The organism is Mycobacterium sp. GA-1841 (genome assembly GCF_001954135.1).
Lineage (GTDB): Bacteria > Actinomycetota > Actinomycetes > Mycobacteriales > Mycobacteriaceae > Mycobacterium.
The window spans coordinates 13,194-27,912 of record NZ_MBEQ01000028.1; the positions used below are offsets into that span (position 1 = coordinate 13,194).

Here is a 14,719-nt window from a genome sequence, read left to right on the forward strand (position 1 = left end):
GGGTTAGAGGGTACGTGCCGGGCTCAGGCGAGCAGGTCGTCGGCCGCCACATAACGGGTCTGGTGATGCAGCCGGAAGCCGAGCGACGTGTACAACGCGATGGCCTCGTGGTTGTCGACCTCGACCTGGACGTAGGCCCGGGTACCGCCGGCCTCGACGCCCCAGACCAACAGCGCCTGGCAGACCGCGCGGGCGTGGCCTTGACGGCGATGCTCGGGGGAGACCCGGACCGAGGAGATGCCCAGCCAGACGGTGCCGTCCGGCGCCGTCGTCACCGCGCCACGGCCGACCGCGCATCCGGGGACCGTCGCGAAGGTCAACCGCCCGTCGACCACGGCCGTCAATACGTCGAGGGGAACTTCGCGGTCGTAGATTCGGAGCCATTGCGCGTCCGGCTGCTGCGCCAGCGTGACGCCGGAGGTCGAGGGTTGCGCCGGTGTGACAGTGGGTGCCGGAGCGGGCAGCTCGCGCACCATCACCCGCGCCGGCTTGATGCCCGGGTTGCGCAGCGGCAGCAGTCGCTCGGGCAGCGCCAGCCAGGCCGGCAGGTCGCGTTGGCGGTACCAGGCGAGCACCGCGTCCAGATCGGCGATCTGCGCCGACGCGCCCAAGGGGATCGCCGAATTGGCGCGGCTCGTCACCCCGTGCCCGGCGCGCAGTAGCCAACCGCCCAGCCATTGCTGTTCGACGCCGGGCCAGGCCAGTGCCGCAGCATGTTCGAGCGCGCGGATCTGCGAACCCCGCACCGGGGTGTGCGACAACTCGCGCACGCTGACGACATCGGCCGGTGCCACCTCGACGAGTTCGCCATCCTTGGTGCGGATTTGAACTGTGGGCTCAGCGCGTTCGAGGTACCCGATGACATCGGTGAGCGGCTTGGCCGACCCGGCCGGCAGCCGGTAACGCAGGCTGATCCGGGACCCGAGCGCCGGCAGGTTGGGCATCAGTGACCGAACGGGTCGGGGACCTCGCCGGGCATCCAGGACAGGCCGGGCACACCCCAGCCGTTGCGCTTGACGGTCTTCTTCGCCGCACGGGCATGGCGGCCCACGAGACGGTCGATATAGAGGAATCCGTCGAGGTGCCCGGTCTCGTGCTGCAGCATGCGGGCAAACAGGTCGGTGCCCTCCAAAGTGACCGGTGACCCGTCGGCGTCCAGCCCGGTGACCCGCGCCCAGTCGGCCCGGCCGGTCGGGAAATTCTCGCCTGGAACGGACAGGCAACCTTCCTCGTCCTCGTCGGGATCCGGCATCGTCTCGGGCACTTCGGAGGTCTCGAGCACCGGGTTGATGACCACGCCGCGCCGGCGGGTCGTGTGCCCGCGTGTGGCGGCGCAGTCATAGACGAACAACCGCTTGGCCACACCGATCTGATTGGCTGCCAAGCCAACTCCGTTGGCGGCGTCCATGGTGTCGAACATGTCCTGGATGAGTTCGGGGAGGTCTGCGGGAAGCGAACCGTCCGGCCCGACCGGCACCGGCTCGGTCGGCGTGTGCAGAACGGGATCCCCGACGATGCAGATCGGTACTACGGCCATGGGGGAAGCTTAAGGTGGCAATCGTTGTGGGCCGACTCGCGGGTTTATGTGTCAGCCAGACCCAGCAAGCCGTGGTTGAATAATCGACGAACCACAGCCATGTAATTTTTCGAGTGTCGGAAGGGTCCAAGGAGCAATATGGACGGCGCTATCGCGCGGACTGAGCAATCCGGGGATGACTCTGATCTGACCGATGGGCTAACCCGTCGCGAGCACGACATCTTGGCGTTCGAACGCCAATGGTGGAAGTACGCGGGCAGCAAGGAAGACGCGATCAAAGAGCTGTTCTCGATGTCGGCAACCCGGTACTACCAGGTGCTCAACGCGCTCGTGGACCGCCCTGAGGCGCTGGCTGCCGACCCGATGCTGGTCAAGCGGTTGCGTCGGTTGCGGGCCAGCCGTCAAAAAGCGCGGGCTGCGCGGCGGCTCGGCTTCGATATCAGCACCTAAAGGTCTTCCCGCACGCGAGGAGGACTGATGGCCGGAGTGAGGGATCGGGCGCTTCGCTCGATACAGTGGTGGCGATGAATCAGCGAGACTCCTCCGGGCTACCCCTGCGCGCCATGGTGATGGTGCTGTTGTTCCTCGGGGTGGTGTTCCTGCTGGTCGGCTTCCAGGCGCTCGGCTCCGATGACGACTCTGCGGACCAGTCGTCCGTGGCGACGACGAGCGCCACGACCACTGCCGCGAAGACGTCGGCAAAGGCCGAACCCGCCCCCGAGGTCAAGGCCGACGTGCGGGTCTACAACATCTCCGATGTTGCGGGCGCCGCCGAAACCGCGGCCAACCAGTTGCGTGAGGCGCGCTGGAACGTCACCGAGACCGGCAACCTGCCGCCAATGGAAGGCATCGCAGGCACCACGGTGTTCTTCGGTGACACGCCCGATGAGAAGGAAGCCGCCGAAAATGCGGGCAAGGTACTGCACGCACCCGTCGAACCCCGGCGCCCGGAACTTCTCGAGCAACCACCGGGAGTGATCGTGGTAGTCACCGGCTAGGCTTTGGACCATGCTGAAGCCCGTCAGTGTTGCCGTCTTGTTCGCCGCCCCTGTTGTTGCGCTGAGCGCCTGCAGCCCTCCCGGCCAGGTGCCCTCCGACACCCCCGGCACGACGCCGGCGATCTGGACCGGATCGCCCTCGCCCTCGGCCGCTCCCGGTGAGCACGGCAGCGGGCACGGAGCACAGGCCACCACCGGTGGCGAGACGCTCACCGCCGAACTCAAGACCGCCGACGGGACCTCCGTGGCCACCGCCGACTTCCAGTTCGCCGATGGTTTCGCGACCGTGACTGTGGAGACCACCGCTCCGGGCAAGCTCGCTCCCGGCTTCCACGGCCTGCACATCCACTCGGTCGGCAAGTGCGAGGCGAACTCGGTGGCTCCGACCGGCGGCGCGCCGGGCGACTTCAACTCGGCCGGCGGCCATCTCCAGGTCTCCGGACACACGGGCCATCCCTCCAGCGGTGACCTGAGCTCGCTGCAGATCCGTGCCGACGGCTCGGGCAAGCTGGTGACCACCACCGACGCATTCACCGCCGAGGATCTGACGGGCGGCGCGAAGACCGCGATCATCATCCACGAGAAGTCGGACAACTTCGCCAACATCCCGCCGGAGAAGTACCAGCAGGTCATCGGCGGCGCGCCCGGCCCCGATCAGGCGACCTTGGCCACCGGCGACGCCGGCAGTCGGGTGGCGTGCGGTGTTATCGGCGCCGGCTGACAGCCGGATCGATTTCGCCGGGTCGCCCCGGCCCACTGTCGGCGTCGAATGGGAGTTCGCTCTCGTCGACGCCGACACTCGTGATCTGAGCAACGGCGCCGCCGAGGTGATCGCCGAAGTCGGCGAGACCCCGCACGTGCACAAGGAGTTGCTGCGCAACACCATCGAGATCGTCACCGGGATCTGCGACAACACCGGTGAGGCGATGGAGGACCTGCGCAGCACCCTCGGCCCCGTCCGCAAGATCGTGCACGACCGCGGCATGGAGCTGTTCTGCGCGGGTACCCATCCGTTCGCGAAATGGTCGGCACAACAACTGACCGACGCGCCGCGGTACGCCGAGCTGATCAAACGCACCCAGTGGTGGGGGCGGCAGATGCTGATCTGGGGCGTGCACGTGCACGTCGGGATCTCCTCGGCCCACAAGGTGATGCCGATCATCTCCTCACTGCTCAATCAGTATCCGCACCTGCTGGCGTTGTCGGCGTCGTCGCCGTTCTGGGACGGTGAGGACACCGGATATGCCAGTAACCGGGCGATGATGTTCCAGCAGCTGCCGACGGCCGGTCTGCCGTTCCAGTTCCAGAGTTGGCGTGAGTTCGAGGGCTTCGTCCACGATCAGAAGAAGACCGGCATCATCGACCATCTCAACGAGATCCGTTGGGACATCCGGCCTTCCCCGCACCTGGGCACGGTCGAGGTGCGGATCTTCGACGGCGTGTCCAACTTGCGTGAGCTGGGCGCGCTGGTGGCGTTGACGCACTGTCTGATCGTCGATCTGGACCGCAGGCTCGACGCCGGTGAGGAACTGCCGACCATGCCGCCGTGGCATGTGCAGGAGAACAAGTGGCGCGCGGCCCGGTACGGACTGGACGCGGTGATCATCCTGGACGCCGACAGCAACGAGCGGCTGGTCACCGAGGACCTCGACGAGTTGTTGAATCGTCTTGAGCCGGTGGCCAAGTCATTGCGGTGTGCCGATGAGTTGGCCGCGGTCACCGACATCTACCGCGGCGGCGCGTCCTACCAACGACAGCGCCGGGTGGCCGAGGAGAACGACGGCGACCTTCGCGAAGTCGTCGACGCCCTGATCGGCGAACTACACATCTGAGCCCAGGTGCGCCGGCGCAAGACCAAACGCGCATTGACCAAATCGGGGCCGAGGACGATCCTGGCCGGATGACGGTCTCACCGATGTTTCCTCTCGAAGTGGCGATGTTGCCCGGCCAGGAACTGCCGCTGCGGATCTTCGAACCGCGCTACGTGGCGATGGTGGCCGAATGTATGGCGATGCCGGAGCCGTCTTTCGGGGTGGTGCTGATCTCGGCCGGACGCGAGGTGGGTGGTGGTGACCGGCGCTGCGACGTCGGCGCGCGGGCCTTGATCGTCGATTGTCAGGAGTTCGGCGTGGGCAAGTATCGGCTGCTGTGTGTGATGGGCGAACGGATCCGGGTGCAGCGGTGGCTCGACGACGATCCGTATCCGCGTGCCGAGATCGAGCCGTGGCCCGACGATCCGGACCAGCCGGCCGACGCCACCCGCATCGGCCAGGTCGAAGACCGGATGGTGGCGCTGCTGGACCGGATCGGCGAGGCGCGCGGCACCCCGATCCGTAGCCGCGAGATCGTGGAGTCGGCCCGAGTGGACGCGGAGAACCGCTTGTACGCCTTGGCCGCTCGGTTACCGATGGGACAGGCCGACCGGTACTCGCTGCTGGCTGCACCATCGGAGGCGGCTCGGGTCGAGGCGCTCAGCGAAGCGGTCGACACCGTCACGGCGATGGTGGAGTTCCAGCTTTCGGAGTAAAGACGCGCTCTGTCACCCGGCCGCCGTCATCACCCCTTCGACGAATTCGGTCGCCATGGTGGGTTCTGTGTCGTCGGGCAGCGTGCGGTGGTAGCGCGCCATCAGATCGTCGGCCGGCAGGGCCGCCACCTCCCAGCAGCGCCGGCTGAGCCAGTCGGCGACGTGGGGCCGATCCTCGATGAACCACAACTGCTCCGGATCGGGCATCTCGTCACCGGTCTCGGCGGCCTCCGCGCGCATCTGCTCGATGAGCTCACGACGACGGGCCAGGTGCTCCTCGGAGAAGAAGTCTGCGCTGAAAGCCTCGACGGCGATGCGGCTGTCGCGTGCCGACAGTTCGGTGATCCGCTCGAACAGCAGATCCTGGGCCTCGGCGGGCAGATAGGGCAGCAGCCCCTCGACCGACCATGCTGTCGGCTGTGACGGGTCGAAACCCGCCTCCTGCAGTGCTTTCGGCCAGTCGTGACGTAGATCGACGCCCACGGGGACATAGCGGGGCTTCGACACCACCCGGTGCGCCGCCAGCACCTCTTCCTTGAACTGCAAGACTTGCGGCTGGTCGATCTCGAAGACCACGCTGTCGTCGATCCACGGCAACCGCCACGCGCGGGCATCCAGGCCGGCCGCCAGGATCACGGCTTGACGGATTCCCGCCGCGCCCGCGGCGACGAAGAACTCGTCGAACCACCTGGTGCGCGAGGCGGCGTAATTGCCGATGGTGCGGACCCGCTGGGCCATCGCGCCGGTCGGTGGACGCCAGCCCCGCGTGGCGGCGGCGTCGAGAAACATCTGGGCATAGGGATCGGTGAACAACGGGGTGTCGGAGGCGGTTTCGGCGGCCCGCGCCATCGCCACACCGAGCGCCGTGGCACCCACGCTCTCGGTGATCTCCCAGCTGTCGTCGTCAGTTCTGGTCATCGCTGCCAGTGTGCCCGCTAAAGCCCGACTTCAGACATATTCTCCGGCGGGCCGAGTCGGCTTCGGCGTGTCGCGTGATGGGACTGGGTGCCGATCTGCCCGCCTATGCGCGACTTTTCAGCGACTATCGCCGCGTGGGCACCGCCGGCACCGATTGTCACGTGGCCGATGACGACTCCCGTCGCTCACGCCCCAGCTGCCTCGCTCGTCACGGATTTTGCGTTGCCCAGCTATCAGCGACGGAGTCGCTGACAGTCGGACATTGGACAGATGATGCTGATGCGACTGGTGGTGTACATGTGTCAAAAACCGTGAGCGACAATGGTTTTGGCGAGTTAACTGTTGCTGGTGTGGCGATTGTCGCTCGATTGTCGCTAACAGTCGGGCACATCGGATATCGCTCCGGCAACGACGACCGATGTGGTCGGACACAGTGTGAGGCCCCGCCGACGTGCTCTGCGGCTCCGCGCCTCTGCCACGCCGTGACGCCGTGACGCTGTGCCACTGTGACGCCCTGTCTCTGTGACGCCGCCCCTCACTCCCCGTCGGCGCTGCCCGTCTCGTCGAGTTCGGCCATCTCGTCACGGGTCAGCAGATCGTCGCGGATGTTCTGCTCGTGGTAGGCGAGCTGGCCGACGCGATTGGCGATCACCGGTGCGGTGATCAAGGTGAACAATCCGGTCAGGATGACCATGCCGATGTCGGCGTGGCCGCGCAGCCGGATGGCTGCACCCGCCAACACCAACAGCAGGCCGAGCACCTGCGGCTTGGTGGCCGCGTGCATGCGTGAGAGCGTGTCAGGGAAACGGACCACCCCGATCGCCGCCGTCAACGCCAAGGTGGATCCACTGAGAATCAGCACCGCGGTGAGGATGTCGAGGATGTTCATCGCGGCCCCCGTCGGGGTCGGAGCCGCGGCCGGCGATCGTCGGTGTCCGGCACGCGGAAGCGGGCCACGCTCACCGAGCCGACGAAGCTGATCAACGCCAGCGCGGTCAGGCTGTAGGTGACCGTGGTGTCGAGGCTGAACGCTGCCCAGGTGCCGATACCGCACATCGTCACCGCGATCAGGGTGTCCAGCGCGACCAGCCGATCCAGCGTGCTCGGCCCGGCCAGGACGCGGAACATCGTGATCGCGGCCGCGGCGGTCAGCATGACCGCCGCGATGATCCAGACCGTCATCATGTGTGACCCGCCTCCCGCTCGGCCGACGGTTGCCAATCGCTTTGCCGCTCAAAGGCGGCCACCAACATCCGCTGAATCTGCTCGACCTGACGGTAGAACCGCTGCACCGTGCTTTCCGAGCCGACGTCGATGACGTGCATGTAGAGAATCCGGCGAGCCTGATCGATCTCCAGCACGATCGTGCCGGGAATGACGTTGAAGATGTTGACGGCCAGGGCCAGCACGAGATCGGATTTCAGAGTCGGCAGGTTGGCGCGCAGCACGGCGACCAGCGGCGGTGGGCCAGGCCGGATCGCCAACCAAGCCACCTGGAAAGACGACAACACCATGTAGTAGCCGACCACCGCAACAAGTTTCACCAGCGACAACGGGTGCAGTCGGCCCTCGACCGGCACCGACGGTAGCGGCAGCAACACGGTGATGACCAGTGCCACCGCAAGTCCGCTGGCCACATTGGCGACGCTGAAGTGGCCCCACAGCAGCACCCAGACCAGCGTCAGGAAGCACACCAGCCAGACCCGAAGCACGAGATGTCTCATCGGGGTGAACCTCCCAGCACTGCCGAGATGTACTGCCCGCGGTCGAGCACCTCGGCCGCCGACCGTTCGCCGTAGCCGAAGATCGGACCGGCCGCGACCGTCAGCACCAATCCGACGACGATCAGCGCGGCCGTCGGGACCAGCATGCCGACCGGCATCCGGCCGACGCTGTCGCGGTCGGCGAACTCGATGTCTTCGGAATCGTCGAGCAGGACCGCCGGAGCGGCGGCCGACAAGTGCCCTTCAGGGGCGTCGGCACGGGACCGCCAGAACGCCTTCGTCCACACCCGGGCCACGACATACAGCGTCAACAGGCTCGTGACGACGCCGCCGGCCACCAGGATCCAGGCCAGCACCGACCCGTTGGCGGCCCCGGCCTCGAGCAATGCCACCTTGCCGATGAAGCCCGAGAACGGCGGGATCCCACCCAGATTCAGCGCGGGGACGACGAACACGAAGGCCAGTACCGGGCTCGCCGCGGCCAGCCCGCCGAGGCGGTTGAGGGTGGACGCGCCGGCCTGCCGCTCGATCAGCCCGACCACCAGGAACAGCGTCGTCTGCACCACGATGTGGTGGGCGACGTAATAGATCGCCCCGGACATGCCGAGCTCGTTGCCCAGCGCGACACCGAACACCATGTAACCGATGTGGCTGACGAGCGTGAACGACAACAACCGCTTGATGTCGCTCTGGGCGATGGCACCGAGAATGCCGATCACCATGGTCAGCAGTCCGGCCACCAGCAGCACCGAGTCCAGGCTGCCGCCGGGGAACAACAATGCGTGCGCCCGGATGATCGCGTACACACCGACTTTCGTCAGCAACCCGGCGAACACCGCGGTGACCGGGGCCGGCGCGGTCGGATACGAGTCGGGCAACCACGTCGACAGCGGGAACACCGCCGCCTTGATGCCGAAGGCCACCAGCAGCACCGCGAACAACGCGTTACGGGTTCCGGTGGGTACGTCATCGAGGCGTACGGCCAGCTCGGCCAGGTTCAGGGTGCCGGTGGCGGCGTAGACCAGGGCGATGCCGATCAGGAAGATCAGCGACGACACCATCGACACCATCACGTAGGAGATGCCGGCCCGGACGCGTTCCTCGCTGGCCCCGATCGTCAACAGCACGAAGCTCGCCGACAGCAGTACCTCGAACCCGACGAACAGGTTGAACAGGTCACCGGCCAGGAATGCGGTACACACCCCGGCCGACAGCACCAGGTAGGTCGGCATGAAGATCGACACCGGCTGGCGTTCGTCGCCGTCGCGGATACCCTGCCCGATGGCGTAGGCGACCACCGCGAGCAACACGATCGAAGACACCACCAACATCAACGCCGACAGCCGGTCGACCACCAAGGTGATCCCCAGCGGCCCCATGCCGGGCACGCTCTGCCCCCAGCCGCCGACGTGCAGCACCAGGGTGCCGTCGCGATCGGCCAGATACAGCAGGGCCGCACACACCGCAACCACGGCCGCCAGCGCGATCTGGGTGATCAGCCGCTGTAATTGCGGACGACGTCCGGCCACCAACGTGATCGCCGCGGCCAGCGCCGGGATGAGCACCGGCAGCGGGATCAGCGCCTGGGGCGTCATTTCGAACCCTCGAATCCGGGCAGCGCATCGAGTTCGTCGGGCGCGTCGGTGTCCAGGTGGGTTTCGGGTTCGGGAACCTCGTCGTCGGCGCCTGGCTCGGCGCCGGCCTGCTGCGAGACGCGGGTGTCCTCGGGGTCGTTACTGACTTCTTCGACTGTGGTCAACCGATAGGACCGGTAAGCCAGGGCCAGCACGAACGCCGCGATCCCCATGCTGATGACGATGGCGGTCAGGATCATGCCCTGCGCCAGGGGATCAGCGGTGGACGATGCCCCGTTGCTGGTGCGGCCACGGATCGGCGGATTGCCGCCGGCCCCACCGACGGTCAGGATCAGCAGGTTGACCGCGTTGCCGATCAGCAACAGTCCCAACAACATTCGGGTCAGGTTGCGCTCGAGCAGCAGATATACCCCGGCGCTGGTCAGGCCGCCGATGATGATCAGCGGAATCATGAACGTCGTCATCGCGTCATCGCCTTCGAAGTCGCCGGGACACCGGTGGTTTCGACGTCCACCCGCGCCCCGAGGCTGCGTAGCACGTCCAGTACCAGTCCGACCACGATGAGGTAGACACCCAGGTCGAAGAACAGCGCGGTGACGAGCTTGACATGGCCGAACACCGGTAGGTCGAACTGCAGAACCGCCGAAGACAGGGCCGGGGCGCCCAGCAGGATGGAGACCACGGCCGTGCCGGCCGACAGACCCAACCCGGTGCCCAGGATCTTGCCGGCGTCCAACGGCAGCGTCTCGCCGAGTTCGTAGCGGCCACCGGCCAGATAGCGCAACACCAGGGCCAGACCCGCGGTGAGCCCACCGGCGAATCCGCCGCCGGGCGTGTTGTGCCCGGCGAAGAAGAAGTACGCCGACAACACCATGATCAGCGGGAAGATCACCCGGGTGGCGACCTCCAGCACCAGTGACCGGTACCGCGGATCGCGTAGTTCGGACCCGCGCAACCAGGTGACGTCGCCGATGGCCGGGCTGTAGGCGCCGACGGGCCCGATGTCGGGTTGCCCGGGCGCTGCGCTGACCCGGGGCGCGGTGCCGAAACGGCGGTGCCGGAACACCAGCGAGGCCACGCCCGTCGCGGCGACCAGCAGCACCATGATCTCGCCCATGGTGTCCCAGGCGCGGATGTCGACCAGCAGTACGTTGACGGTGTTGGCGCCGTGGCCGCGGTAGTAGGCGGCATCGGGCAACAGTTCGGCGATGCCGACGCCGTTGCGGGCGGCCATGGCGTAGACGGCCAGGGACGTGACGGTGACGCCGACCGCCAGGGCCAGCAGCGCCCGCGGCAGGCGGTGGCTGTTGATGTTGGCGGCGTCGGCCTCGGCCGGCAGGGTCCGCAGCACCAGCACGAAGATCACCAAAACCAATGTCTCGACCAGGAATTGGGTCAACGCCAGGTCGGGGGCGCCGTGGAAGGCGAAGATGGCGCCGCAGCCGTAGCCGGTCACCCCGACCAGCAGCACCGCGGCCAGACGGTTGCGCATCACGATCGCTCCCACCGCGGCGGCCAACATCAGCAACCCGACCACCACCTGCAGCGGCGAGTCCCACAACGCGAAATCGGGATGGTCGCGCGCGCCCAGGATCAAAGTCGCGAGGGGCAGTGCCACCAGCGTGCACAGGATCACCGACTGCGTGGCAGGCAGCGAACCACGTTGCGTCGACCCGGTCAGGCGCAGTGAGACCACGTCCAGCGCCCGGATCGTCGCGTCGTACATGCGGTCGGCGTTGCCCAGCGGCTGATAGGCGAACCGGGCACGGGGCAGGCGACGACGGGTGACGAACACCGCGGTGCCCACGGCCAGCACCACGACCGACAACACCAGCGGCAAGCCGAAGCCGTGCCACAGCGCCAGGTGATAGCCGGACCCGCCGGGCATGGTGTCGGCATACTCGTCGAGCACCGAGTCGAGCCCGGCCGGCCACAGCCCGAAAAGCAGACCGGCCATGGCCAGGACGGCCGGCGGCGTGAGGAAGACCACCGACGGGCGGTGCATCTCGGCCACCCGGGCGCTCGGTTCCGGTGAGCCCTTGTCCGCGAACGCGCCCCACATGAACCGCAGGCTGTAGATCGTGGTGAACACCGAGCCGACCACGATGCCGGTGAGCACGTACGGGGCGGTCGAGCCCAACGCCGGGCTGTGCAACACCGTCTCCAGGTCGGCTTCCTTGGCGACGAAACCGAAGAACGGCGGCAGGGCGGCCATGCTCGCGGTGGCGGCGACCGCGATGACGAACAGTGGCCGGTGTTGACGGCCCAGGCCGGCCAGGCGGCGAATGTCGCGGGTGCCGGTGGCGTGGTCGATCACGCCGACCACCATGAACAGCGACGCCTTGAACATCGCGTGTGCGCAGAGCATGGCCAGGCCGGCCAGCATCATGTCGCTGCCGCCGGTGCCGACCATCACGGTGATCAGACCCAGCTGGCTGACCGTGCCGAACGCCAGGATGAGTTTGAGGTCGTATTCGCGGACCGCGCGCCAGCCGGCCAGCAGCATGGTCACCAGCCCGAGGCCCACCACCATCGGACGCCAGAACGAGGTGTCGGCGAACCCGGGCGCCATGCGCGCCACCAGGTAGACACCGGCCTTCACCATGGCCGCGGCGTGCAGGTAGGCGCTCACCGGAGTGGGGGCGGCCATGGCGCCGGGCAGCCAGAAGTGCAGCGGCACGATGGCCGACTTCGACAGGGCGCCGACGAGAATGAGCGCCACCCCGATGGCAGCCGCCGTCCCCGCCGGCGGCGCCGCGATCAGCTCCGACAACAGGTAGGTGCCGGCCAGATTGCCCAGCACGATGATGCCGACCAGCATCGCCAACCCGCCGAACGTCGTCACCAACAGGGCCTGGGTGGCCGCGCGGCGGCTGGTGGCCCGCTCGGCGTAATGGCCGACGAGCAGGAACGACAGCACCGTGGTGGTTTCCCAGAAGATGTAGAGCACCAGCATGTTGTCGCTGATCACCAGGCCGAACATGGACCCCGAGAAAGCGACCAGCTCGGCGGCGAAGCTGGGTAGGCGCTTCTCGATCCGTCCGTCGTGATGGTGGAAGTACTCGCCGCAGTAGAACAGCACGAGCGCACCGATCGCCAGCACCAGCACGCTCATGATCGCGGCAAGCGAGTCGAACCGCAGCGCGATGTCCATCGACAGTTCGGGCACCCACGGGATGTTCAGCGTGGGCACGCGATCATGGCTGGGCCAGTTCAGCGCGACCCAGGCCAGCGAGCCCAGCGGCACCAGCGCGAGCGGATAGAACGCCCTCCGTCCCCATCTGGCCACCAGAAGTGGCGCCAGCGCGGTGGCGACCGCGTGGGCGAGGAGGACGGCGAGCATGGCACTCCGATCGGGTTGGGGTCGGGGTGTCGGCCACCGATGAGCGCTTGCGCGAAGAGCATCGGCGTAAGTGGCTAATGACTGGTGTTACCCCATTCTACGTGGGCCGTTGTCGTGGCCCCGGGTCGGTAAAGGCTCCGCCCGGGGTTGGGATGAATCTTCCGGTGGCTGAAGGAGTTCCGGTGCTGCCCCGCCATCGTGTAGCCATCAGAAGTACCGCAGCCAGACGTACCCCCAGGCCAGAGCGGTACTCAGCGCGGTGACGACGATGCCGTAGCGGGTGAAATGCCAGAAGCTGATCGGATGCCCGGCCCGCTTGGCGATGCCGAGAGCCACCACGTTGGCGCTGGCGGCGATGGCGGTGCCGTTGCCGCTGAAGCAGGCGCCCAGGGCGAACGCCCACCACAGCGCCTGGCCGGTGTGCGCATCCGGAGCTTGGGCCACCATGTCCTCGACGACCGGCGTCATCGTCGCCGTGTAGGGAATGTTGTCGACGAACGCGCCCACCACCGAGGACCCGAACAGCAACGCCGTGGCCGCGGCGAACCAGTTGTCGCCGAAGGCCGACTCTCCCACCGAACCGAGTGCACCGATCACCCCGGTGTGCACCAGGCCGGCTACCATGACGAACAGCCCCATGAAGAACACGAGCGTGGGCCATTCCACCTCGGGCAGCACCTCGGCGACGTCGATGTCGGTGATCAACAACATCGCACCGGCCCCCAGCAGCGCAACGATCGATGGCGCGACATGCAGCACCGAATGCAACGCGAACCCGACGATCACCAGGTTGAGCACCAGAAGGGATCGCAACAGCAGCCGCTTGTCCTTGATCGCCCGGCGTTCCTGCAGCGCCATCACCTCGTCGACGTGCACTTGATCGGCGCGCAGATCTGCGCGGAACAACACCCGGGTGAACAACACGAACAGCGCGAAGATCACGACGACGATCGGTGCCATGTGGATCAGGAAGTCGTTGAAGCTCAGGCCGGCGCGGCTGCCGATGATGATGTTCGGCGGGTCACCGATCAGGGTGGCGGCGCCGCCGATGTTGGAGGCCAGCACCTCGGCGATCAGATAGGGCTGCGGCGCGATACGCAACCGGTCGCAGATCACCAGGGTGACCGGGGCGATCAGCAAGATGATCGTCACGTTGTCGAGCACCGGCGAGGCGAAGGCCGTGATCGCCATCAGCATGACCATCAGCCGGAACGGATTGCCGCGGGAGCGTTTGGCGGCCCAGATCGCCAGGAAGTCGAACAGCCCCGTCTGTTTGATGACGCCGACGATCACCATCATCCCGAGCAACAAGAAGATGACGTTCCAGTCGATGCCCTGGTGCTCGGAGTAGAACACCTGCGCGCCGGGGATCAGCCCGAGCAGGGCCATCAGACCCGCGGCCACCAGGACGGTCTTGACCTTGTCGGCTCGTTCGGTGGCAATGAACCAGAAGGCGACGACGAAGATCGTCAGCGCCAGGACCGGGGCCAACATGGGGGGAGTGAGGTGCCGGAGTCAGTCGCCGGGACCGGCGACCGCAAGACTGGTCAACAGCCGCTCGAGTGTGACCGCTCCGGTGAGCCGTCCGCCGCGGTCGACGACGGCGATCAGCGGGCTGCGCTTGTTGGCCATCACCGTGGCGATCTCCAACAGTGTCGCGTCGGGCGTCACGGTCGCCGGTTTGGTGGCGGGCCCCGGAAGGCAGTCACCCACGGTGAGCTTGCCGGGACCGTGCCAGAACAGGTCGGCGTGAATTTCGTCGACGGTGCGGACCAACGCCGGATCGTCTTGGTAGGACTCGGGAATCGCCAACCGCAGCACCTGAGTGCCCGGCAGCACCGCCACCGGACGATCGTCGTCGTCGACCACCACCAGCCCGGGCAATCGGTTGACCACCATGAGCTGGACGGCTTTGGAGACCGGATCATCGATTCGAACCGTCGGTAGGTGGGCCGCGATTTCATGTGCCTGCATGAGCTCGTTCCAATGCGCCAGTGTCGTCGTCGGTGTCGTCCGCAGTGTCATGGTCCTTGTTCTCCGATCGAATCGCGTCTTTGCTCCTCCCGCTGTCGTTTCA

The 14,719-nt window shown here is 67.0% G+C and carries 16 protein-coding genes; 5 read left to right on the plus strand and 11 right to left on the minus strand.

Features of this window, described 5'->3' with window-relative positions; genetic code table 11:
• Nucleotides 1-23: 23 nt before the first annotated feature.
• Nucleotides 24-944, minus strand: coding sequence for a GNAT family N-acetyltransferase (locus A5740_RS08340; protein ID WP_076193081.1), 921 nt, complete (start codon nt 942-944; stop codon nt 24-26).
• Nucleotides 944-1,537 carry a peptide deformylase gene (locus A5740_RS08345; RefSeq protein WP_076193083.1) on the minus strand — a complete coding sequence of 198 codons (594 nt, stop codon included), beginning with the start codon at nt 1,535-1,537 and terminating at the stop codon, nt 944-946. Before A5740_RS08345 ends, A5740_RS08340 begins: the two co-directional genes overlap by 1 nt.
• A 138-nt stretch (nt 1,538-1,675) precedes the next feature.
• Between A5740_RS08345 and A5740_RS08350 the strand changes: the two genes are divergently transcribed.
• From A5740_RS08350 to A5740_RS08370, 5 genes are all read left to right on the plus strand, one after another.
• A complete protein-coding gene (locus tag A5740_RS08350) occupies nt 1,676-1,987 on the plus strand; it encodes a DUF3263 domain-containing protein (RefSeq protein WP_076193085.1) in 312 nt (103 codons plus the stop codon).
• Nucleotides 1,988-2,061: 74 nt separating this feature from the next.
• Nucleotides 2,062-2,535, plus strand: a complete 474-nt coding sequence (locus A5740_RS08355; RefSeq protein ID WP_139335014.1) for a LytR C-terminal domain-containing protein — start codon at nt 2,062-2,064, stop codon at nt 2,533-2,535.
• Nucleotides 2,536-2,545: 10 nt separating this feature from the next.
• A complete protein-coding gene (locus A5740_RS08360; RefSeq protein ID WP_076193088.1) occupies nt 2,546-3,256 on the plus strand; it encodes a superoxide dismutase family protein in 711 nt (236 codons plus the stop codon).
• On the plus strand, nt 3,237-4,367 hold the full coding sequence (locus A5740_RS08365) for a glutamate--cysteine ligase (RefSeq protein WP_076193090.1): 1,131 nt from the start codon (nt 3,237-3,239) through the stop codon (nt 4,365-4,367). The genes A5740_RS08360 and A5740_RS08365 overlap by 20 nt, the downstream gene beginning before the upstream one ends.
• Nucleotides 4,368-4,435: 68 nt before the next feature.
• Nucleotides 4,436-5,062 (plus strand): LON peptidase substrate-binding domain-containing protein, encoded by a 627-nt coding sequence (locus A5740_RS08370; RefSeq protein ID WP_076193092.1) that lies wholly within the window; start codon nt 4,436-4,438, stop codon nt 5,060-5,062.
• Between the two features lie 12 nt (nt 5,063-5,074).
• On the opposite strand, the gene A5740_RS08375 is transcribed toward A5740_RS08370, so the two are convergent.
• From A5740_RS08375 to A5740_RS08415, 9 genes are all read right to left on the minus strand, one after another.
• Nucleotides 5,075-5,980, minus strand: coding sequence for an SAM-dependent methyltransferase (locus A5740_RS08375; RefSeq protein ID WP_076193094.1), 906 nt, complete (start codon nt 5,978-5,980; stop codon nt 5,075-5,077).
• Nucleotides 5,981-6,515: 535 nt separating this feature from the next.
• Entirely contained in the window at nt 6,516-6,869 is a 354-nt protein-coding gene (gene mnhG / locus A5740_RS08380; protein ID WP_076193096.1) for a monovalent cation/H(+) antiporter subunit G, read from the minus strand.
• Nucleotides 6,866-7,165, minus strand: coding sequence for a monovalent cation/H+ antiporter complex subunit F (locus A5740_RS08385; protein ID WP_076193097.1), 300 nt, complete (start codon nt 7,163-7,165; stop codon nt 6,866-6,868). The genes mnhG and A5740_RS08385 overlap by 4 nt, the downstream gene beginning before the upstream one ends.
• Nucleotides 7,162-7,704 carry a Na+/H+ antiporter subunit E gene (locus A5740_RS08390; protein WP_076193099.1) on the minus strand — a complete coding sequence of 181 codons (543 nt, stop codon included), beginning with the start codon at nt 7,702-7,704 and terminating at the stop codon, nt 7,162-7,164. Before A5740_RS08390 ends, A5740_RS08385 begins: the two co-directional genes overlap by 4 nt.
• Complete coding sequence (locus A5740_RS08395) at nt 7,701-9,299, minus strand: Na+/H+ antiporter subunit D (RefSeq protein WP_076193101.1); 1,599 nt, start codon at nt 9,297-9,299, stop codon at nt 7,701-7,703. Before A5740_RS08395 ends, A5740_RS08390 begins: the two co-directional genes overlap by 4 nt.
• On the minus strand, nt 9,296-9,763 hold the full coding sequence (locus A5740_RS08400) for a Na(+)/H(+) antiporter subunit C (RefSeq protein WP_076193102.1): 468 nt from the start codon (nt 9,761-9,763) through the stop codon (nt 9,296-9,298). The genes A5740_RS08395 and A5740_RS08400 overlap by 4 nt, the downstream gene beginning before the upstream one ends.
• A complete protein-coding gene (locus A5740_RS08405) occupies nt 9,760-12,642 on the minus strand; it encodes a Na+/H+ antiporter subunit A (RefSeq protein WP_076193104.1) in 2,883 nt (960 codons plus the stop codon). The genes A5740_RS08400 and A5740_RS08405 overlap by 4 nt, the downstream gene beginning before the upstream one ends.
• Nucleotides 12,643-12,849: 207 nt before the next feature.
• Nucleotides 12,850-14,136, minus strand: coding sequence for an SLC13 family permease (locus A5740_RS08410; protein WP_076193106.1), 1,287 nt, complete (start codon nt 14,134-14,136; stop codon nt 12,850-12,852).
• A gap of 21 nt (nt 14,137-14,157) precedes the next feature.
• Nucleotides 14,158-14,667 carry a CBS domain-containing protein gene (locus tag A5740_RS08415; protein WP_254849119.1) on the minus strand — a complete coding sequence of 170 codons (510 nt, stop codon included), beginning with the start codon at nt 14,665-14,667 and terminating at the stop codon, nt 14,158-14,160.
• Nucleotides 14,668-14,719: the final 52 nt, after the last annotated feature.